Below are 20074 nucleotides of genomic sequence, written 5' to 3' on the forward strand. Positions count from 1 at the left end.
TCAGGCTGTTTAATCCTCGCTCGATTAAACAGCTTTTTTGTATTCATTTAGCCTCACCAACACCCTCTTATCACAAAAGAAATGTACATAAATTAACCTCTGTTTTAACGTCATATGTCGCCACGCTCTAGGCTTGATGCGCATATTCGTCCACCGCCTTTTGTAGTGTCCCTTGACTGTTCAAAGTTTCTACAGCAGACCATAACCATTTTTGTCTATGAAGTATCTCTAGTTGTATTAGCGAATTATGTAGGTCTCGTTCTAGTTGTTTTGCTATGTTGATACGACCTGCTTTTACGTGTAGTTTGATTACATCTGTAAGATCATCGATGCAAGCTACTTCTCTTTTAATCTGTTGATTCAGTTTTTCTAAAGCATCCAAGTAAACATACCTCCTATAAACATCGGTACCATCGGTATTAACTGAGTTACTGCATTCACTGTGTCCATTCCGAACAACATTGCAGCAGCTGGTATCTCCGAGTTGGTTATGTTAATCCACTTCAAAAATGTTGATAAATCCAACACCTTCCTACCACTTTCATATTTGCTTACGCATGATTGAGTTATATTTAATTCTTCCGCAATATCCTCTTGAGTCATTTTTGCTTTCTTGCGAAAGATTTTTAGCATTTTCCCGTGTTCAAGTGCGTCGAACATATTCTTAAAGTCCTCCTAAATATTCCAAATTAGAATAAATTCCATTGTGGAATACTAATTTCTTCCAAGTTAACTTAATATAGTGATAAGAGGTAGTTGCCCCTACCTCTTAGATTTCTACTAGATTGGTAGTTTGATTGAGGCCATTTGCCCTGGCCTCTCCTATGTTTTTCTTGATATACACCTGCCCGTGTTTTATCAAATTTATTTAACAGCACCTATACAGAGCCATTCATTTTCAATGATTTCTTTAATCATCTTGGCTGTCGGTTCTCGTAACCAAACTCGTTTGCCACGAGGTACATCTTGTCTTTGATACTGAAGGATTCGCGGATCTTCAAGAAATTTTTCTTCAAGTGCTTTTCCTTTAAATGTGGTTGCTTTTTCAAGGTCTTTTACTTCCCAAACTAATTTTTCATCCGAAATATCATTTTTCATCTTTTCGAAAAATGCTTCTAAAAGAACTTCTCTAGTAATACCACTAGTTTCTAGTAAGGCTTTAGCAAACTGTTGTGGTTCTGTAAGATTTAATGCATTCATGCTATCACCGCCTTGTTTAGAAACTTTTTAATAAAATAAGCTTGTCCTTTACCAGTAATCTTTGATGTTCTGCTAATGCTGATTTCACCGCTGTTGTGATGAACAGGAGTTTCTTTAATTTCAAACAAACACAGTTCCATTGATTTTTGGGTTGGTGAATTATAATCTGAGCCTTTTCGTTTGATTAAGTAGCCATTTTCTCTTAGCCATTCGAATAGACGTTTTTGCCCAACATCTATACCGTTTTGTTTCAGAATTTTGGCAAATTCGCCAATTAAAATTGATGTATGACTAGCCTGCACTGCATCTGCAAAAAGCACTTTTGGTTTTTGATTTTCTATAATAATTTGCTGCTCGACTATTTTTCTCTTATTATTTTCAATAGTTTTGTTAGCAATCAACAAAGCTTTTGCCATAATTGAAGCTTCATCATCTGTTTCATTAGTAACGATGTAACCACCGTTTAGACGAATTTCTTTGAGAATCATTTTAGCCTGTCTTTTGAATTGTTTCGCAATCGGTTTACGTGATTGCATTAATACTTCATACAAACCATCTTCTGTTAAGAACCAAGATTCTTGTGTTCCGCCAAGGGTGTAAATATTGCTTACTACCTTCTCAGAGTCATCTACTGATTTCATCATCATGCGTGTGTTACTGTGTTCTATCCAATCAGCAACATCCTTGGCAAGAAACAAGGGATTCTCTGATGACCCATATACTTTAAATTTTTTTGTTAAGACAACTTGTTCATAAATTACATGTAATTGATTCATAACTGCCTCCTTGTTTATATGGCTTGTTTTTCACATTGTTGTAAGCTATGTGCAACATCTCGAATAAAAAAAATTTCTCTAGGGTCTTTATCGAAAAAATGACCCAATTTTAATACCATTTCAGCAGTTGTATTTCCGCCTTTTTCTATTGAAATTATTGTATGCCTTGAAACACCAAGGGCAGTAGCAAGTTCCTCTTGAGTTAAATCAAACTCTTTACTCAAACGAAGGTATTTTACAATGTTGTGCAATTTAGATCACCTCATTTCTTTGTTGTACATCGTTTACAATTTCATAGTAATCTATGTGCAACAATATGTCAACTATGTTCTACAGAAAAATTTAACGTAATTACTTAATATAATGTTGTATATGTTTTACAATGTGGTTAATAGAGTTTACAAAGGAGAGTTGGTATGAGTGAACTAGGAGATTTATTAAAAAAACTTAGAGGAAATAAATCGTTAAGAGAAATTGCTGAATTAACAGAATTAAGTCACACCTACATATCAGATATAGAAAAAGGTTTCAGACGTGGTTCAAAAAAACCACTACACCCATCTCCTGACACTCTAAGAAGATTAGCTAATGCTTATAATTATCCATATGAGAAACTAATGAAAATAGCTGGTTATATTGAATTCAATGGTGAAATTTTACCGCCTTTAACTGAGAAAGACGAAAGGGATCTAGAAAAAGACTTAGAAAGAGTACTCAGTGGGGTAGATAGTGGTAGTTACGCTAACTATGGCGGATTAACACTTGATGACCTTGATGATGAAGATCGCGAACTTTTATTAGCATCCATTGAAAATTCTATGAAATTAGCCAAAAGGTTAGCGAAGAAAAAGTTTACTCCTAAAAAATATAAAGATGATAACGAGCAATAGAGGGGTTTGATTGAATGGGTGTAGAAGATATTGTTTTGAACTTGATAAAAAAATATAAAACTGAAGATCCATTTAAAATAGCAAAAGAGTTAGGGATTGTCATTTTATATCACGATTTAGGAAATATTTATGGATATTTCAGAACTTATAAAAGAATGCCTATTATTCATATCAATAACAAAATAGATAAAGAGATGCAACGTGTTGTTTGTTCACATGAATTGGGACATGCTGTTTTACACCCTAAAATTAATACTTTATTCTTCAAAAAGTATACATTCTTTTCAACTGATAAATTAGAATTAGAAGCGAATTTTTTCGCTGTGCACTTATTAATCCCGAATGAAAGTTTATTTGATTCATATGATCAAATGACCATTTTTGATATAGCTGCCTTATATAATGTTCCTATAGAATTGGTGGAACTTAAATTTAAGGGGCTATTTTAATACTAAAAAAAGAACGTACATTCCCTATTTGAAAGGGGTGATGCAAAAACTATTTCCTAATTACACCTGCCCGTGTTGAAAAGGAGATATTAGATGGCTAGACAAAAACTAACTAAAACAAAAAAAGATAGTATCTATAGTTATATCGACACAGACAAAAAGAAGAAATATGCTTATCGATATAAATTTTATGACGACACTAATAAAAGAAAAGAAAAGTCGAGACAAGGTTTCCTTACAATCCAAGAAGCAGAAAAAGCCTTAATTGCAATTAAGGCTAGCATTATGAGTGGTAATGAACAAACTCTGATAAATGAAAATATTACTCTTAATCAGTGGTTCATAAAATGGATGAAGTTAAAAGAAAATAGCTGGGAAATTACGACACAGCGTCATAAAGAAATGTTATGCAGAAGGCACCTGTTACCACGTTTAGGTAAACTTAAACTCAATAAAATAACTAAGTTAGTAGTACAAAATCTTATTGTTGATGATTTGATTGCAAATGGTTACAGCAAAAATACAATTAAATCGGTTTGCGCTACCTTAGGTTCCATGTTAAATGATGCAGTAGCTGAGGAAATTTTAGATCGTAGACGATATACAAAATTGGATATGAGTAAAGCTAAACCTACACGTAAAAAAGATGCGTTAACTGCACCAGAACTAGAAAATGTAATATTGACTACAAAATCTACTGAAAATGCTACACGTTATGCAATTTTACTAACATTGGCTACTACTGGGATGCGTAAAGGTGAATTAGCAGGCCTTACATGGAGCGATTTGGATTTCAAGCAAAATACCATATCAATTACAAAAACACGTGATGAATATGGAGTTCGTTCACCTAAGACCCTAAATAGCATCCGTACTATTAATATGAGTGAGGAATTATCGGAGCATCTAAAAAGTTTTAAAATATGGTGTATTGAAATGAAAAAAATCTACAACGTTGAACTAAAAGAAGATGATTATATATTTATTACTGCTAACCTAGAACCAATTAGCAGTAATTATATATCTAAAATGTTTAATGCTTTAAAGAAGAAACATAATTTTGAACGTTTCTCAGCACATATTCTTCGCCATACATTTGTAAGTATTCTTATTGCAGAGGGAACCGCTGTAACTACAGTTGCAAAAATAATTGGGGATACTCCTGAAATGGTGATGAGGGTATATGCACATTCCCTCGCGGATGAGGAATTAAAAGCAACGCAAATTCTTTCTTCTTTAATTAAAATTGAATAAATCATGATAAACATCAAAATTGGGGTACAAAGTGGGGTACAATCATAAGTTATACCCCACAACCCTTGCTATATCAGCATTTCTAGGCTTACCTAAAAATACTGTGCTCATAAAGATAGTCATAGGAAAGGTCAACAAACAAATATTCATGTTCGTTGATGGCGATGGAGAATGTTCTAGTAATTTCCCCTGTTTCAATATCACGGTATAATTCTGAGATTTCCCCACTTTGATCATTCCGCATTTTAATAATTGTTTGGAGGAAGTATGGGCGCCAGCTCCAGTTCTTATTAATGGCTCTTGGCTGTACTTCCCAGTTACCATCAATTCGCATAATATTAGGTGTTAATTGGAAACCATCCTCATTACATATATAGAGTCGGAAAGAGTAATTATCCAATAACTCGGCAAGATATTCTAGCTGGGATACATTGTCGCTCGTTGGTTTCACACGGTGAACAATTGCCTCTAATTCCTCTCTTAATTTTTTCAACTGCACATATTGCGCCTCTAGCATTTTCTTTTCAGAAGTAATGAATTGCTGGCATTCCTTTTTAAAGCGTTCCTTTAACACATCTTTATCGACAAAGGTCATTGCTGGATTCGCTAGGTACGGACCTTGATAAAATCTACCGCCGTTTTTCCAGGCAAATTGTAGCTGGTACACCGTTTCGATATCTTCAAATAAAAGATTGGCACCAATTTTATAGGCAAGGCTACCAATAGCGGAAATCATGTCCGATTGAGCTGACCAAGAATCATAATTTAAATCACGTGTATTAACCTTTAAAATATGAGGTGCCAATAAAGCAATATGCTCTAAATGACTTTCTGCTCCAACTTCCTGCACAGCGGTTTTCACCCCAAAAGTCGTAAAATAACGCAGGGCGTGGTGTAATTTATTTATATCTCCTAAAAAACGGTGCTCTGATACAACCAGTACGATACGGCGTAAATCCTCTTCAGCTATATATTGTTGGATAATATTAAAATGACTTTCACCAAAATCTTGCATTAGTAAATTTGGATTACTTGGAATGTAAATATCTATATCAGATGCAATCTCATCAATTTGGGCTAATGCCGCATGTAAAATTTTATGCTCCATATCAATTCGATATTCTTCTGGAATATCTTCATTATTGACGAAATCCTTTAAATTAATTTGTTGCCCTTCAATTTGGAGATGTCCGGAAATTTCGTAGGCAATCACCGTATGCGCGTCTGCGCTAAATATCGGTTGATAATACCCATGTATTTGATCTAAATTTGTTAACACTTCAATTGCGTCCATCATCGAAACCTCCATTATGAATAACTTTTTATTGTTATTCAAAAATAACATTATATAGTGCATTAATAGCTTAAAAAATGCTCTCTGACTGTATAATAAGTGGTTTAAAGTAAAATCGCAACTTCACTTATCATAATTAATGGAAAATCTAACCTAAATTTTTGCCTTTTCTTCGCTTTAACCAGTGTTTGATTTTCACCATTTCTAACGACTTTCAGACAGAATAGGTTGCTTTCTCTACTATCTGATCATTTTTAAACCAGTAAAACATTTTTTCAAGGCTGTACTCTCACTATAACGTATGCAGCATACCGCGGAAACAGCCATGACAATACATGATAATAACCCTATCTATACTAAATAAATCAGTCATTTACCCAGCAATTCAGGACAATTTTATGTTATTTCAACCTTCAATACTTATTGTAAAAAAATCTATGTCCAATAGCCCATCTGCTCGAAAAATCTAAACAGTCTGTCGCCCAGAAGTCAGGGATGAAAAAAAGCAGCATTCCAAATTGGAGTGCTGCTCATCATTATTCAGACAGGAAGAAATACCAAATGATTGCTAGTACCATTAACGATAACAGAACAGCTATGGTTACGCGAAGTGGTGAAATTGGCGCATTGCCGCCTACTCGCCCCGTTTGTCCGTTCACCATAAAGCGATAAATCTTTTCCTTATAGCGGAAGGAAGATAGCCAAATCGGTAACATTAAATATTTGTATGTAATATCATCATGATTTGTGGAAAAGCGTAAATTTGATACTACATCCGCACGATTTTCCCAACGAATTTTGGACGTAATTTGTGCATGGAGATGATCATGGATTTCATTTTTTGCTTGGCTCCATCCATCCTGCAAGCCGATACTGTAACGCTCTGATAAAAATCCAGCTACATATTCTGGTTTATAGGCTTTATTATTTAAAAGATTAAAAGGTTCAATCTTGCGCATCATGTCGCGATCATATCGGGTCGTTGCACTGACTAAGTGATCATCGATAAACTCCTGATAAAAGCCACTTGTTGAATACCAATCGGTTTCCGTGTGCGTTTTCCCATCTTTATCAGTAACCGTTCGATGACGTCCATATCTAGCAGAATATCTAGAGCTTGTTTTGGAGTCAAATGTCCAATATGGAAGATATACTCCTTTAAAAGCATCGGGTCTTGCACTAGTTTTAGCAGCTTTCGGTGTAAACCATCTGCCTTTAATCCATTTTTGAAAATGTTCTCCTGCTTGCTTATCTGTTACTTCAAAAGCACATACCCCATTCGGTGCAAGTGTATTTTCAGCGCTAGCCTCCATAACCTGATTGGAACCACAGTAAGGGCAACTATCTGCAACCTGCAGAGCATCATATATCGTTTCAGCAGCACAGGCTTTACAAATGACCGTTTTTTTCTCCACGCCCCAATTGAAATTCCCACGTTCTTCTGCGTTGAAGAAGTCCATTTCCTGGGCAACTTTTTGTTCCTCCTGATCAGGCATTGCTATTTCAGTCTCAAAGCCACAATACGGACAAGTCAGTTTACCCGTGGAAGGATTAAATTCAATTGATGCGCTACATGACGGACATTCCGCATCAAAGTCAAGCTGCACTTGTTTGACATTTTCAACATCTTGCGTTGACATCAGTCTTCATCTCCTTACTTGACGTCATTCTCATCAAAAACATCGCCACATTCTGGACAGAATTTAGGCGGATTCACTGGGTCCTCTGGTGTCCATCCACATTTATCACATACATAAAGTAAAGCGCCAGCTGGTTTTTTTGCCCCACACTCACTACAGAATTTACCTTTATTGACCGCACCACAAGTACATGCCCAGCCCTCTTCCAATGGTTTTGCCGCACCACACTCTGAACAGAATTTCCCCGTGTTTTCATGACCACATGCACAAGTCCATGTATCAGTTGCTTTCGTTGCTTGATTTTGCATCGCAGCTTGCTTATTTTGCTCATTTATTTGATAAAGCTGACTAGCATTGACGCCACCAGCTTGTGCGGCCATATTCATGCCCATAAATCCTGCCATCGCACCGCCCTCATTGTTAGCAGCTGCAATCATAGCCTCTGCCTGCGCACCCGTTAAATGGGCAGCTGCCATGCCTGGATCACGCATAACGGCACTACGTTGTAGCTGTTTAATCATGGCTTCATCTTCATCAGAAGCCTTGAGCGTACTGATACCAAATGACACAACAGCCAAGCCACGTGTTGCAAGCCATTTTTCTGATAATACCTTATTGAGTGCATCTGCTAAAGCAACTGTATGAGCAGGTATTTCACTATAACGAACGCCACTTGCTGAAATTTGCGCGAAAGCAGGCTGTAATGCTGTCATTAATTCCGATTTTAACTGGCTATCAATTGCTACTCTTGTGAATTCATGCTCTACATTGCCACAAACATTTGTATAGAATAATAATGGATCAATAATTTTATATGAATATTCCCCGTGACAGCGAATTGCAATGTCAATATCTAAACCAATATTGCGATCGATGACACGGAATGGAATGGGTGCAGGTGTTCCATATTTGTTCCCTACAATTTCCTTCTTATTAAAATAGTAAACTCGCTGATCCTTCGCAGGCTCTCCTCCAAAAGTGAAACGCTTGCCTATTTGCTTAAACGTTTCCAGAATACCTTGCGACAAATCTGAATCAAACATTATCGATGGTTCTGTTGACGTATCATAAACATATTCTCCAGCCTCTGAAGAAAATTCAACAACTTTCCCCTGCTCAACAATCATCATACATTGCCCTTCATTGATGGCAATAATCGAGCCATTGCTAATGATATTGTCATTGCCTTTATTTGAACCTCGTTTAGAAGTACGTTTCACACCCTTTGTTACAAGAACATCTGCAGATAATGCCTCACAATAGAAATACTCACGCCATTGATCCTCTAAGACGCCTGTTAATGCCCCAACTCCTGCTTTTAATAAACCCATAATTTTTCCCACCTTCATATTAATGTTTAGCTTATTTTATCATCTATCAATACTATGTAATACGCAAAATCAGACAAATTGTTTCATTTTCTTCGTATAATTAAAAAAACGAGCAGCCTCTATGAAATGAATCATAAGAGCTGTCTCGTTACATTTTCTTTATTAGGATAAGGCAGCTATTATAACAAGCACCCATGCGACGATAAATAACATTCCGCCAATTGGTGTAATCGCCCCTAGCTTTTTCACACCTGTCACGGCAAGCACATATAAGCTACCAGAAAAGAAAACAATCCCTGTAAACATCAAATATACTGCCCAAGAAAGCAGACTAGAGCTTCCTAAAAGTGCCTCATTAGAGAGAATACCTAGCCCCATAATCCCTAAAGCATGATACATCTGATATTGCACAGCCGTTTCCCAAATCGCTGCATAATGCGGTGAAGCAAACTTATCCTTCAGTGCATGTGCCCCGAAAGCACCTAAAATAACACCAAGACCTGCCAAAATCGCACCTAACACTAAAAACATTTCCATCTGTTGCTCTCCTATTTTGCCTCAACAGCAATTTCTTTATATTTGGCATCCCAAGCAGGATCAATTTTACTTAAAGAGACCGGGCGCAATGTATCCTTATGCGCAAGAATATGTACGGATTGAGCTGTGGCTGCCACCGTGCCATCCTCATGTAAAATTTCATAGCCATAGGTTGTTCGTAAACGATCATGCTTCTCCAACCAAGTACGCACTGTCGCTACTTGTCCATAATGCATGGCGGCCTTATACGAAATCGATAAATCCATTACTGGCGAAACATAGCCATCTTTTTCTAAAGCAGCATACTCAAAACCTACATCATTTACCAGCTGCGAACGCCCAATCTCCATCCAAATGATATAGTTTGCATGGTACACCACGCCCATTTGGTCGGTCTCCGCATATCGAATCTCAATCTGTTTTTCACTCACAAACATTTTCTTCACCTCGTCCTACATTATAGCGTAAAAGTGTTGGTTTGGCGGGGTTTTTGCTCAATGGAAATTGGAACGTTGAAAAATAGAGGGAAGCATTTCTTAAATATCTAAAATAAATATAGATTTTTCTAATATGAAATATAATTCATATAAACACTGCGGTACCTCTTTATGATTTATAAATAAACATGCACGAGCAGGTACACTAATCTGTATTTACACACAGTGTGTCACTCATTTCATTCAAATAAGTGACCTATTTATTATTTATAACGTACTGACAACACCAAACAGGGTTGATATAGTTTTCTTATATTACCAACATTCTATATGGAAGGACGAAGTTAATTTGAATATACAAGAACAAATAAGAGTTTATTTATAGCCAGCTGGTAAACAGGTTATTTCGTTTGTTGAAGAAGATATAAATATTTTGTCAACTCTTATTGAGCATGATGAACAGATAATATCTGCGACAACCGGTTCAAAAAAGTTAACTTATTTTTTATTCTTGTTAACTACTAAAAGATTGCTTACATTGGAAAAAGATAAAAAAGGAAAATTATTTGTTTCTTACGATGTAATTGCTATTAGTAACTAAATCGTCAACAGAAAAATATTAGCTGTAGAAGTTGATTTCACCTATTTAAAGAATGAGATTAAACTCAAACTAACTAATGATAATGCAACCAAACCTTTCGCGAATGAATTTGAAAATATCTTCGGCATTCCAGAAAAAACAATACCTCAAAAGAAAGAAAAAGCACCTAAAGCAATCAAACTAAACATGACCATCCTGAATGGAAAAGAACAGATAAAAGAAAGTTGTTTTAATACAAACCAAACAAGGCTATGTAAATATTGCTGTCGACTACAAAGAACCAGAAACCTTCAAGTTAATTAAATGGGAACGTGTAGAAAATGTCCAAAAGAGTACTTCAAGTATAGTTGGCTGGACAGTAATCGGAAGTAAATTCGGTAATGCGGGAGCTATAGCTGGAGCAATGGGAGCTAATATCGGGAAAGATAAATCGGTAGCTACCCTATTTTTAAAACGAGAAAACGGAGAGAAAGTGCCTTTAGTCATCAAATCCGATAAGAAGGACCTTAAAAAGCTTTCATTGTTAATTGTTGCCGAAGAGGAAGAGACTACACAAGCAGCTGTCACTCCCCTCCTAACAACATTACCAATACCAACTGATGAATTAATTAAATTGAAAGAACTAATGGATGCTGGTATTTTAACACAGGAAGAATTTGATGCAAAGAAGAAACAGCTATTAGATATATGAGGCTGGGACAGAACTCGATTATTTTGAAAAATAGCGAAAATAGATAATAATTTTTTCGCCTCATTGAGTTAAATATTTCTTCCTAAATCAAAAAAATGTCAGACCGATTGTATCTTGGTCTAACATTTTTTCTTTTGTCCCAGCTTCTTTGTTTTATCAAATTTCACTTAACAGAATTTCATTTACTTATCTGTAAAATATCACTTATAGGTGATATAATTACCAATGTTATACATAATTATCTAGGAGGAATCTAGTAATGCATAGTAGATTTTGGACTATATTCTTTTTAATTATCTTCTTTCCATTAGGTTTATTTTTAATGTGGAAGTACAGTCATTTTACTAAACAAATACGCGTCATTATTACTTTATTTTTTGTAATTATAGTTTTACTATCTTCATGTTTTGGTGGAACAAATAGGGCAAAAGAAGAGGAGTTAATTAAAAAGGAACAGCAATTGGAAGAGAAAGAAAACAAATTGATTAAATTCGAAAAGGATTTAAAAGCAAGAGAAAAGGATATTGATCAGAAAATTAAAGATTACGAGCATAAAATTGAAGAGCAAAAGAAGTTGGAAGAACAAAGAAAACTAGAAGAACAAGAAAATGAACGTAAAAAACAAGAAGAGATAAAGCAACAAGAAGAGCAAAAAAAGCTTGAAGAAACACAAAAGCAAGAAGCTGCTCAACAGACTACTACAACAGCAACACCACAACATACTTTAAACTTCAGAAATTGTAAAGAAGCTAAAGCAGCAGGTTATTCGAACATTAGAAGAGGAGAACCCGGTTACTCATCAAGACTCGATAGAGATGGTGATGGATTAGCTTGTGATAAATAACAAAAGAAAGTCACTCATTATTTTAAATGGGTGACTTCTTATCTTGTTTATATAAAACTGTTCTGTTCTTGGCCACTTTAGTTTCAGTTCCATGATACTTTTAAACTCTTATCCCCTGTTTGTGAAACAGTTAAATTAAAATCAGTATTTCCTTTATTAATTGCCATAAATAATTTCCTCCTTGTGTTGTTTAATTGGTACATCTTAATAATAGACTTCCCACGATGTTCAAAACTCTGTAAAATATACATAATTATTCTAGTGAATATCTATCAAAACTCTATATAAACAAATAAAAAACCAGGTACTCTGTTGAGCACCTGGCTATTTCTTTGAGTGATTTACCAAGCTTGAACCATATTCTAGTATAATAAGTTTACATAACATGGTAATATTGATATAATTTAATAGTACTAACAACATATACAAAGGAGATTATTTTACATGAAAAAACCTTTCTACAAAAAATGGTGGTTTATTTTAATTGTTGCCATCATTGTAATCGGCGCCATTGGTAATATGGCAGGAGGCAATGATACAACAAAGGAGAAGGATTCTAAAGATAAAGTTGAGACTTCTGCAAAAGCGCCAGAAAATAAAGATTCATCAAAAGATGATGAAAAAGCTAAAGAAAAAGAAGAGATTGCCGTAATTGATACTCCTTTAGAAGTTGGAGATGCAGTGTTTACTCTAAATGGAGTTAGTTTAACAGATCAAGTAGGGCCTTCTGTATTACCTACAAAAGCAAGTGGTACATATGTTGTGTTAGATGTTACTTACAAAAACAATGGAAATAAAGCTGTAACAATTGATGCTAGTTTCTTCAAATTAAAACGTGGTGAAAAAACATATGAATCCGATAGTGTTGCTAGCATGTCAGCAAACCAAGGTGAAGATGGTAACATTCAAAATAGCTTCTTCTTACAAGAAGTAAATCCTGACATGGAGATTAAAGGTAAAGTTGTATTTGACCTTGCTCCAGAAGTAGCAGAAGCAACTGATTTACAACTGCAAGTACAAACGGGTATTTTCGGTACTGAAACAGGTATGATTAATCTAAGACATTATTAAAGTCACTCAAATGAGTGGCTTTTTTTAGTTCATATTTAGCTTTTATCTACAATTCTTCCACTAGCAGTCCATTCGTACTCACCTTCACCAGACATTATATGTCGTAATTTTAATAATTCTTCAATTACTATATCTAAACTCTCGACTTTATTAAAACCAAGTGTAACAGGAGCATCATTTAAATTTAATATTTTAGTAGCTTCTAATTTCGTTCAAACAGGTTCTAGGTCAATTTTAGTAAACTGAATAGCTCCAGAATCTCTCTCCTTAACCCTCAAACAAGAGTGCTTTTCTATAAAAATTATAGAATATCTTTTGATATTATTACGCGATTACCTTACAATATTTTTTGTTTACTTCTGAAATTCAGTTAACATTAAATAGTCCATTAATTATATCTGTAATACTATAAAAATAATTGCAGACATAGTTAAAGAGCAGAGCATAACATATTAGATATTTGTGGGTTCATAAGTTGGTAAAAAATACCTGCTACCAATCATTGATTATTGGCTAACTACACATCGGCGTATTGTTCTAGCTCTTGTATGTTGTTTAATGCCATCTTTCCTCATCCTTTCGAATACATAATAAAAAGCCTCCATCCTAAGATGAAAGCTTTGACATTGTGATAACCCTATTGTCGAGAGCTCATTTGCGACTCGTGGTAGAACACACCACATTATTTTGTAGCAAATTGTATTGGGTGCTTTTCCGGGCATTTTGTTGCTGTAGTAAGTTTAACTGAAATAAATGGAAAGTGGAGGAAGTTCATTTATAAACCATTCCTTTATTTATCTCCATATGAAACTTTGAATTGATGCATATGTTGAAAAGAAAAATACTCCTATTAGAAACAAACCATAAGCTTTTCTCTTACTTTGAAATTCTCTAATTCCTAAGGTTAACATAGATAAACCCAAAAAGAATATCATTAGGAAATTCAGCTGGTAATCACTTGTAATAAGTCCATAAGTTGAAAGAGATATTGCTATGATAGCAAAGGCAATTGGTAAAATTTTCAGCATAACCTTCTACACCTCTTTAAATTTCATATTTATTTATCATACTACAAAAAAGAGTAAATGTAAATAAATGTAAATAAATTACCTTTTATATTAATTAATAAACCTAATCTCTTAAAAATATAAATCGACCGTGTATGTCATGCTCCGACAAGTTTGCTCAGCGCTGATCGGTCCTCTATCTGTTTTTCCCTAATATTTAGGTTTTGATAAATACCAAGGGAGGAAAACCTTACCTCACCGACCTACCTCCGATTGTACATTATTATTTTCAACTCCCCTAATGTCGAGGAGATTTATGGAAATAAAAAAAGACTAGGTACTCATGTGAGCGCCTGAACTTGATTAATAACTTGCTGTTGATAATTATGTTGGTTATTTGATGGGTATTAATTCAAATCATTTTAAGAGATTAGAATATAATACTAAACAAACTATAAAGGAGGAATCTAGAAATGTTTAGTAGGCATACACAAACGAGCTGTTGTCAAAGTGAAGCGAACTACTTCCCTAAAATTGTTGCTACTCCTGGCCCCGTTGCACCTGTCACTCCTGGCGTATTAGGTTATGGGTCCCTGCGAGGAGATACATTAGATTTTTTATCGCCTGTATCGACACCCGTTACATTTGAGCAAGTGGGCCCTTTGTCTAATGTAACTGTCAGCCCATCTGGAAATGAATTAGTAGTGCAAAACAATGGCGTATATCAAATTACTATTTCAATAAATGCACAAGCAACAGCACTACCTGATCCAGATCAACCGTATTTCACTGTCAGCATTACCGTAAATGGACTACCTATTTTTTTAGAAGGAATAGCTATTTTTAATGTACTAAATAGAAGTAGTTCAAGCTACATTGTCCAAGCTACTTTATCTGCCGGAGACTTAGTAGGAGTTAGTGCCTCGTCGGATTCTCTAGTCGCTGGTTACGCCAGTCGTTCTTTAACCGTTATTCAAATAGGTGGTTAAAAAGCATTAAGGTAATTGACCTTTGCTGTTAAACACTACGATGTGCAATGTTAATTCCCTTCAAAATCACTTCTGGTAAGTGTACCAACAGCGAATTTATCTAGATGTGATTTATCGTTGGGCTTTTTATCTACTGCGATTTTAGTTAGCTTGTTTGTGAATTGCATTATGTCATCATCCTTTTCTGTTGGTATTTCAGATTTCTGCTGGCTTCATCGATGCCTTAATCCATTTCAAAAAACGATTCCAACGATCTTCATTTAAAATTCATTGCGGACAATACGTGCCGTTCCAACCCTGGTGCTTCTTCACTTACTTAATACCCCAACCGAATTGTTTTAAATGTTTCGCAATGTGTTGAACAGCGTTTTCCTCTGCAACTCGATAACGTAATCCACCACTTTTGCTGTGACACCAATAGAAAGCCAGTTTCCTTTCTTTATCGCATTAGGATCAGTACTACCCACACAATGCCAAACATTTCGATTAAAAGGTATAGCCTGAATGCTTTCTTTATCATCCACAGTAACATGATAAGACACCTGATTGTTGTTGCTAATCCTATATGAAATCTCATTAGCTGTGTGGCCTTGTTGCGTATAGTGATAAATTGAGGCGCCATTGTGTATGGTGCCTTGATTGGATATTTGTTTATTGGTAGCAAGGACTGCTTAAAGCATATGTCATTTCGCTTTTTTCTTCTTTGTATTGAATATCTCTAATGCTCTCTTAACTGGTACATACATATTCACACCGAGTTTTGCTGAAATTTCGCCTAAGCTAACTAGTTCGTTTAAGATAAACATTACTACAACAGCATCTGGAATAATCTGTCCAATTGTAAATCCTTGATCTTGCAGTACTAAATAGATGAGATTAGCTACGATTCAAACCAACTTCATGCTTTTTTTGATGATGCCTTGATACCGACGCTTACTGTTAATCGTTCCCCAGTTAGCTGCCATTCCAGATAAAATCGATTGCATTTAAAATAAAATGTACTGTCATAAACCTCAGCCGCCTACTGTGCTAAGTAAACTTAAATGTTTGTTCCATTTATCTACAATCTTTGCCCTTTTTGAAAGTAAAAAGCCTTGAGGCAAATCGAGAATATTGTGTACCGTTGCCCATCTCCATTAATAATCATAGCGCATAATAAAAGCCCTCCATGTTTGTGGAAGGCTAAAGAATATCCATACCGCCTGTTACTAATCAATATGTACAAAAGAACATCACTTCTTTTTCAAAAATATTTAAAGGTTAATCTTCTTCCATTTACGAATTTTGGTTCTAAAGTTTGTAAATGGAGCAACTGAATTAATGTGAACCCATTTCCAAACAGGCCAATTAGCTTGTGTTTTTGCCCATCGCCTTTGATCAACTTCAAATAATTCCTTCTCAGATAGAATATTTAACCACTCACATAAATTAGTGACCGCTTCATCAAGCATTGATTGTTGTTCTTTCAAAGAGTACGCTCCATATTGTTCATAAAAAGAATTGTACAATCCACCTAGATTATTCCACTTATAGCCTTCTGCTGGCGTGTGTACTTCTTCTCCCTGTTGTTCTTTTTGCTCCCAGTGAAGCAAAAGATTTATCCATCCAAGTTGATAAGAAAGGTTTTCGGATGGAGTTTTATCCACTTCCTCAATCCGTTTGTTTTTCAAGACTTCTGGTATATCATTAAATTCTGCAATATATTTTTTATACTTGTCGTTAATCGTACTAATCAATTCTTCCTTGTTTGCATACTGCCTCACTTTACTCCCCTCTCTTCCATTTATTAGTTCAGCAAAATTGAATGATTTCCTTCTAAAAAATGAAATTTAAAATAATGCTTACCTATCTGTTTGAGTGGCAGATAATGACAGTACACTCAATTATGTTGTGTTTATTCAATGATAGCCCCACTATATTCACAAAATTAGTGATCATTGGTCTACAATCTATAATTGCTAATTCGCTCTTTAAAGACTTGTAAATCTTCTTTCGTTATTGGAGAGATTGTAATAATTTGAATTAAATAAATTTGCATTAGGTTCATTCGTGACTTCCATAGATATATATTTTATTTCACCATTCTTTTCATAAGCAAAAATTAAATACTTCTCTATGATTGTGCTCGTTTTTTCCTTTGCCTCTCCACCAATTATAGCACCTAATGAACCAAAAAGATTATTCCCTGCTATAGCTTTACCAGCATCACTTACCCAACTTTTTTGAATTTCAACATCTGTTTTTATTAGAATATCAATCACTTTATTTATATTTAATTCAATTGTGGCTTGACTTCTTTCAAACACGATTTTATCTTTGCATCTGTAAACAAATATCTCAGCACCTTCGGCAACTGGTAATCCAGCCATATGTTTTACTTTAATACATAGATCTGCATTGAATAGCTGTTGTCGAGATTTAGAACCAAGTACTTTACTCTCTGCCTCGAACTGTTGTTTCTTTTTCGCAGCTTCTCTTTGTTTACGTGCTTCTATAGCTTCAGCGCTATAGGCTCGTTTATAAAGTTTAATTAGAAATCCCTCAAATAAAACAATAATTACCAATAAAATGATAGAAACTAGATAGTCAGCACCTTCATATCCTTTGCTATTTAAAAACATGTTAGTTAAGCCGTACAAGAAATAAAATCCAACTAATGTAATAGCTATTAGATGAAGAACTTTTTTCACCAATATCCCTCCTCCTATATAAATATACATATATAATGAATGGGATTCTATTACAATTTTTAAATTGCTACTTTTATCGACTCATGCACCGTATTATCATGGCTAAAGCTTTTCAGTGCCAATAGCTTTTGACTATAAACTTGTGGTATGTGGTGGTGTGAGAATCATAGATATTTTAATAAAGAAACTCATCTTAGGTTCAAACTATTTAATACTAGAATGCTTAGGCCAACCTGGCTAGGCTCTTAGATTTCTTATTAACTTCTAAAATATTTTTTCGATGCAGTCATGTTGCCCATGTTGAATGCCAAAAACTTTAAGAAAGCTTAGTTTATTGATTTGACCCTCCCCTTACAGGATGCTTTATATTTAAAGTAATTTATAAGGAGGTGATTGTTATGCTGACCATTGGTGAATTTTCGAAAATATCTCATCTTACACTGAAAACGCTTCGCTACTACGATGAAATCGGACTTTTAAAGCCTGCTTTTGTTGATGCTAGAAATAACTATCGTTATTACAATGTTCCTCAATTAGAAACTGCTTTATCCATCTCGCGATTGAAAAACTATTTATTTTCTTTAGAAGAAATCAAATTTATTTTAACTAATTGGGATGATACCGAACTTCTTAGTTCTAAATTGAAAACAAAACAAGAAATTCTTACACAACAACTTACATTTTATGCTTCATTGTTAAATGAATTAAAACTTGATATTCATGAGCTTGATAAAAAGGGAAGTATCATGGGCTATTTAAATGAGATTGAGATTAAACTTGTGGATCACTTACCATATGATATCTTATCTCAGCGAAAGACAATAAATACCGATGATTTTCTAAAACACTTTAATGAGTTGTTTAGTAAAATTATGTTCAATAATTTATTACCTAGTGCAAAACCACTTGCTATTTTCCATAGTGCCGAATATGAACCTGATAATTATGATGTAGAAATGGCCATACCACTTACAACCGCCACGAATGAAACAAGATTATTTAATCCTGGTCTTTGTGCAATGGCTACGCTTATTGGTTCTTATGATAAACTACCTTCCATCCATACAAAACTACATGTTTGGATAACCGAACATAACTATAAACTAAATGGTGCACCGTTCGAAGTTTATCAAACAGATCCCTATAGTACACAAGAGGATAATAATATCACAGACGTATTTTTTCCTATTAAATATAAATAACAAAGGAGTGCCTTACTTTGTACGGTATAAATAATTCTACGATAAAAGAAAAAATCTTCATTTTAGTTGCTGAGATTATCTATTTAGTTATTGCATATTATTTACTTTTCAATACATATGGAAAATCTGCCATTTCTCTAGGGCTTTATATTGCTTTAATTATTACAGCTTTGCGATTAACAGCTATGATGTTTATTTGGTTACCTAGAGGTATTGCAATGCAGGAAGCTATCATGAACAGTATAGCTTTTGGGATTTATTATTTGGGCTTTCCCATTTTAATGATTACGAGCAAACAGGATCCAAACATAACAATGCTAATTGTAGGCTGGCTATTATTTTTAGGAGGAAGTATATTAAACACAGTTTCAGAATTACTTAGAAAACCTTTCAAAGACAATCCTGAAAACAAAGGTAAGCTCTATACGGGAGGTTTATTTAAATATGCGATTCATATTAATTACCTCGGAGACTGCCTTTGGGTACTAGGCTTAGCACTAATCTCTAACAATATTTATAGTTTGCTTATCCCTCTTAGTTTATTCTTCGTATTTGTTTTTGGCTATATCCCAAAATCAGATAATTACTTACAAAATAAGTACGGAGAACAATTTACAATATATAAACAAAAAACTAAAAAGCTAATCCCTTTCATTTGGTAAATAAAAAACATCAGGTTCACCTATTATAGGGTGATCTCAGACTGTCGACTTAAGGAATCGAAAAGTTCACCCTCGATTCCTTTTATCTTCTTTCATTATGTTTAAATATGATAATATACCACCCAATAAAACAGACTCTTCAAGCAAAAGAACTCTTTTAAACAACTTGCCTAGCCAATTTCTTTAAATTCATGGCAGCAAAAATAAGCATCGCCTACCTGGACAATTTATTAAGACCTCTTAAGCTTGTCCATCATATTCCACACTTTTCCTTTGCATCCACAAAGGCGCTCAATACTTTCTTTATTGGATGTCATAGGAAAAGGGCGTACATTTCGAACATGTGGTTGAGCGATAAAATAAATGGCTTGATCACAAACTTAGCATTAACTTCTCGTGCTATAAATTTGTAATAAACCTTAATATGAGAACAATAAAGAGCGTGTTTTGAAAATAAAAACTGTCCAAAACACGCTCTTACTATATGTAGAAGTTTGAAGCCCATGTTG

23 protein-coding genes and 1 pseudogene are annotated in these 20074 nt (G+C 34.6%); 9 read left to right on the top strand and 15 right to left on the bottom strand.

The features are described from left to right. Window positions 1-127: 127 nt before the first annotated feature. From MHI22_RS05475 to MHI22_RS05495, 5 genes are all read right to left on the bottom strand, one after another. Window positions 128-382: a hypothetical protein gene (locus tag MHI22_RS05475; protein WP_340811297.1), complete on the bottom strand. Its 255-nt coding sequence runs from the start codon at window positions 380-382 to the stop codon at window positions 128-130. Then, window positions 370-660: a helix-turn-helix domain-containing protein gene (locus tag MHI22_RS05480; protein ID WP_340811299.1), complete on the bottom strand. Its 291-nt coding sequence runs from the start codon at window positions 658-660 to the stop codon at window positions 370-372. The genes MHI22_RS05475 and MHI22_RS05480 overlap by 13 nt, the downstream gene beginning before the upstream one ends. Before the next feature lie 204 nt (window positions 661-864). Further along, window positions 865-1200: a hypothetical protein gene (locus MHI22_RS05485; RefSeq protein WP_340811300.1), complete on the bottom strand. Its 336-nt coding sequence runs from the start codon at window positions 1198-1200 to the stop codon at window positions 865-867. Continuing rightward, window positions 1197-1976, bottom strand: coding sequence for a phage antirepressor KilAC domain-containing protein (locus tag MHI22_RS05490; RefSeq protein ID WP_340811302.1), 780 nt, complete (start codon window positions 1974-1976; stop codon window positions 1197-1199). The genes MHI22_RS05485 and MHI22_RS05490 overlap by 4 nt, the downstream gene beginning before the upstream one ends. Window positions 1977-1990: 14 nt before the next feature. Beyond that, window positions 1991-2227 (bottom strand): helix-turn-helix transcriptional regulator, encoded by a 237-nt coding sequence (locus MHI22_RS05495; protein WP_340811303.1) that lies wholly within the window; start codon window positions 2225-2227, stop codon window positions 1991-1993. Window positions 2228-2392: 165 nt separating this feature from the next. Between MHI22_RS05495 and MHI22_RS05500 the strand changes: the two genes are divergently transcribed. The 3 genes from MHI22_RS05500 to MHI22_RS05510 all read left to right on the top strand — a co-directional run bounded on the left by MHI22_RS05500 (window position 2393) and on the right by MHI22_RS05510 (window position 4569). Beyond that, entirely contained in the window at window positions 2393-2866 is a 474-nt protein-coding gene (locus tag MHI22_RS05500) for a helix-turn-helix domain-containing protein (protein ID WP_340811304.1), read from the top strand. A gap of 14 nt (window positions 2867-2880) precedes the next feature. Beyond that, window positions 2881-3315: an ImmA/IrrE family metallo-endopeptidase gene (locus tag MHI22_RS05505; RefSeq protein WP_340811306.1), complete on the top strand. Its 435-nt coding sequence runs from the start codon at window positions 2881-2883 to the stop codon at window positions 3313-3315. 93 nt (window positions 3316-3408) lie between these two features. Further along, entirely contained in the window at window positions 3409-4569 is a 1161-nt protein-coding gene (locus tag MHI22_RS05510; protein ID WP_340811307.1) for a tyrosine-type recombinase/integrase, read from the top strand. A gap of 88 nt (window positions 4570-4657) precedes the next feature. Here MHI22_RS05510 and MHI22_RS05515 read toward each other — a convergent pair whose 3' ends face one another. The 5 genes from MHI22_RS05515 to MHI22_RS05535 all read right to left on the bottom strand — a co-directional run bounded on the left by MHI22_RS05515 (window position 4658) and on the right by MHI22_RS05535 (window position 9808). Beyond that, complete coding sequence (locus MHI22_RS05515) at window positions 4658-5863, bottom strand: EAL-associated domain-containing protein (RefSeq protein WP_334312331.1); 1206 nt, start codon at window positions 5861-5863, stop codon at window positions 4658-4660. A gap of 536 nt (window positions 5864-6399) precedes the next feature. Beyond that, window positions 6400-7503: a TFIIB-type zinc ribbon-containing protein gene (locus tag MHI22_RS05520; protein WP_340811310.1), complete on the bottom strand. Its 1104-nt coding sequence runs from the start codon at window positions 7501-7503 to the stop codon at window positions 6400-6402. A gap of 14 nt (window positions 7504-7517) precedes the next feature. After that, the gene (locus MHI22_RS05525; protein WP_340811311.1) at window positions 7518-8834 is read right to left on the bottom strand and encodes an SPFH domain-containing protein; all 1317 of its coding nucleotides are present in this window, start codon (window positions 8832-8834) and stop codon (window positions 7518-7520) included. A 162-nt stretch (window positions 8835-8996) separates the two neighbouring features. After that, window positions 8997-9371 (bottom strand): DUF423 domain-containing protein, encoded by a 375-nt coding sequence (locus tag MHI22_RS05530; protein ID WP_089932718.1) that lies wholly within the window; start codon window positions 9369-9371, stop codon window positions 8997-8999. Between the two features lie 11 nt (window positions 9372-9382). Then, window positions 9383-9808: an acyl-CoA thioesterase gene (locus MHI22_RS05535; protein ID WP_340811313.1), complete on the bottom strand. Its 426-nt coding sequence runs from the start codon at window positions 9806-9808 to the stop codon at window positions 9383-9385. Between the two features lie 1199 nt (window positions 9809-11007). On the opposite strand from MHI22_RS05535, the pseudogene MHI22_RS05540 reads away from it, so the two are divergent. From MHI22_RS05540 to MHI22_RS05550, 3 genes and pseudogenes are all read left to right on the top strand, one after another. Then, window positions 11008-11100: pseudogene (locus MHI22_RS05540) on the top strand (SHOCT domain-containing protein); the annotation flags it as partial. A gap of 259 nt (window positions 11101-11359) precedes the next feature. Beyond that, window positions 11360-11944 (top strand): excalibur calcium-binding domain-containing protein, encoded by a 585-nt coding sequence (locus tag MHI22_RS05545; RefSeq protein ID WP_340811314.1) that lies wholly within the window; start codon window positions 11360-11362, stop codon window positions 11942-11944. Window positions 11945-12388: 444 nt separating this feature from the next. After that, entirely contained in the window at window positions 12389-13015 is a 627-nt protein-coding gene (locus MHI22_RS05550) for a DUF4352 domain-containing protein (RefSeq protein WP_036117064.1), read from the top strand. Between the two features lie 794 nt (window positions 13016-13809). Here the strand turns inward: MHI22_RS05550 and MHI22_RS05555 are convergent. Beyond that, window positions 13810-14043, bottom strand: coding sequence for a DUF3953 domain-containing protein (locus MHI22_RS05555; RefSeq protein ID WP_340811317.1), 234 nt, complete (start codon window positions 14041-14043; stop codon window positions 13810-13812). 452 nt (window positions 14044-14495) lie between these two features. Between MHI22_RS05555 and MHI22_RS05560 the strand changes: the two genes are divergently transcribed. Continuing rightward, window positions 14496-15011: a hypothetical protein gene (locus MHI22_RS05560; protein ID WP_036117068.1), complete on the top strand. Its 516-nt coding sequence runs from the start codon at window positions 14496-14498 to the stop codon at window positions 15009-15011. Between the two features lie 338 nt (window positions 15012-15349). Here the strand turns inward: MHI22_RS05560 and MHI22_RS05565 are convergent, their stop codons facing one another. The 4 genes from MHI22_RS05565 to MHI22_RS05575 form a co-directional block, all read right to left on the bottom strand. Beyond that, the gene (locus tag MHI22_RS05565) at window positions 15350-15658 is read right to left on the bottom strand and encodes an N-acetylmuramoyl-L-alanine amidase (protein ID WP_340812701.1); all 309 of its coding nucleotides are present in this window, start codon (window positions 15656-15658) and stop codon (window positions 15350-15352) included. A gap of 36 nt (window positions 15659-15694) precedes the next feature. After that, the gene (locus MHI22_RS23385) at window positions 15695-15898 is read right to left on the bottom strand and encodes a phage holin family protein (RefSeq protein WP_139149515.1); all 204 of its coding nucleotides are present in this window, start codon (window positions 15896-15898) and stop codon (window positions 15695-15697) included. Between the two features lie 366 nt (window positions 15899-16264). Further along, window positions 16265-16774, bottom strand: coding sequence for a ClbS/DfsB family four-helix bundle protein (locus tag MHI22_RS05570; RefSeq protein WP_036117070.1), 510 nt, complete (start codon window positions 16772-16774; stop codon window positions 16265-16267). Between the two features lie 207 nt (window positions 16775-16981). Then, window positions 16982-17701, bottom strand: a complete 720-nt coding sequence (locus MHI22_RS05575) for a hypothetical protein (RefSeq protein WP_330493283.1) — start codon at window positions 17699-17701, stop codon at window positions 16982-16984. 398 nt (window positions 17702-18099) lie between these two features. Here MHI22_RS05575 and MHI22_RS05580 point away from each other — a divergent pair, with 398 nt between their 5' ends. Further along, a complete protein-coding gene (locus tag MHI22_RS05580) occupies window positions 18100-18903 on the top strand; it encodes a MerR family transcriptional regulator (protein WP_036117073.1) in 804 nt (267 codons plus the stop codon). 17 nt (window positions 18904-18920) lie between these two features. Then, window positions 18921-19565, top strand: a complete 645-nt coding sequence (locus tag MHI22_RS05585) for a methyltransferase family protein (protein ID WP_058843659.1) — start codon at window positions 18921-18923, stop codon at window positions 19563-19565. The last annotated feature ends 509 nt before the right edge of the window (window positions 19566-20074 follow it).

Origin of the sequence: Lysinibacillus sp. FSL L8-0312 (assembly GCF_038003285.1) — a bacterium.
GTDB classification, from domain to species: Bacteria; Bacillota; Bacilli; order Bacillales_A; family Planococcaceae; genus Lysinibacillus; species Lysinibacillus fusiformis_D.

Bases quoted from the DNA above. Each gene is read 5' to 3' on its own strand.
- MHI22_RS05485 (WP_340811300.1), bottom strand. From the start codon at position 1,200: ATGAATGCATTAAATCTTACAGAACCACAACAGTTTGCTAAAGCCTTA.
- MHI22_RS05480 (WP_340811299.1), bottom strand. From the start codon at position 660: ATGTTCGACGCACTTGAACACGGGAAAATGCTAAAAATCTTTCGCAAG.
- MHI22_RS05525 (WP_340811311.1), bottom strand. From the start codon at position 8,834: ATGGGTTTATTAAAAGCAGGAGTTGGGGCATTAACAGGCGTCTTAGAG.
- MHI22_RS05490 (WP_340811302.1), bottom strand. From the start codon at position 1,976: ATGAATCAATTACATGTAATTTATGAACAAGTTGTCTTAACAAAAAAA.
- MHI22_RS05555 (WP_340811317.1), bottom strand. From the start codon at position 14,043: ATGCTGAAAATTTTACCAATTGCCTTTGCTATCATAGCAATATCTCTT.
- MHI22_RS05550 (WP_036117064.1), top strand. From the start codon at position 12,389: ATGAAAAAACCTTTCTACAAAAAATGGTGGTTTATTTTAATTGTTGCC.
- MHI22_RS05505 (WP_340811306.1), top strand. From the start codon at position 2,881: ATGGGTGTAGAAGATATTGTTTTGAACTTGATAAAAAAATATAAAACT.
- MHI22_RS05560 (WP_036117068.1), top strand. From the start codon at position 14,496: ATGTTTAGTAGGCATACACAAACGAGCTGTTGTCAAAGTGAAGCGAAC.
- MHI22_RS05520 (WP_340811310.1), bottom strand. From the start codon at position 7,503: ATGTCAACGCAAGATGTTGAAAATGTCAAACAAGTGCAGCTTGACTTT.
- MHI22_RS05510 (WP_340811307.1), top strand. From the start codon at position 3,409: ATGGCTAGACAAAAACTAACTAAAACAAAAAAAGATAGTATCTATAGT.
- MHI22_RS05500 (WP_340811304.1), top strand. From the start codon at position 2,393: ATGAGTGAACTAGGAGATTTATTAAAAAAACTTAGAGGAAATAAATCG.
- MHI22_RS05545 (WP_340811314.1), top strand. From the start codon at position 11,360: ATGCATAGTAGATTTTGGACTATATTCTTTTTAATTATCTTCTTTCCA.
- MHI22_RS05515 (WP_334312331.1), bottom strand. From the start codon at position 5,863: ATGGACGCAATTGAAGTGTTAACAAATTTAGATCAAATACATGGGTAT.
- MHI22_RS05530 (WP_089932718.1), bottom strand. From the start codon at position 9,371: ATGGAAATGTTTTTAGTGTTAGGTGCGATTTTGGCAGGTCTTGGTGTT.
- MHI22_RS05535 (WP_340811313.1), bottom strand. From the start codon at position 9,808: ATGTTTGTGAGTGAAAAACAGATTGAGATTCGATATGCGGAGACCGAC.
- MHI22_RS05580 (WP_036117073.1), top strand. From the start codon at position 18,100: ATGCTGACCATTGGTGAATTTTCGAAAATATCTCATCTTACACTGAAA.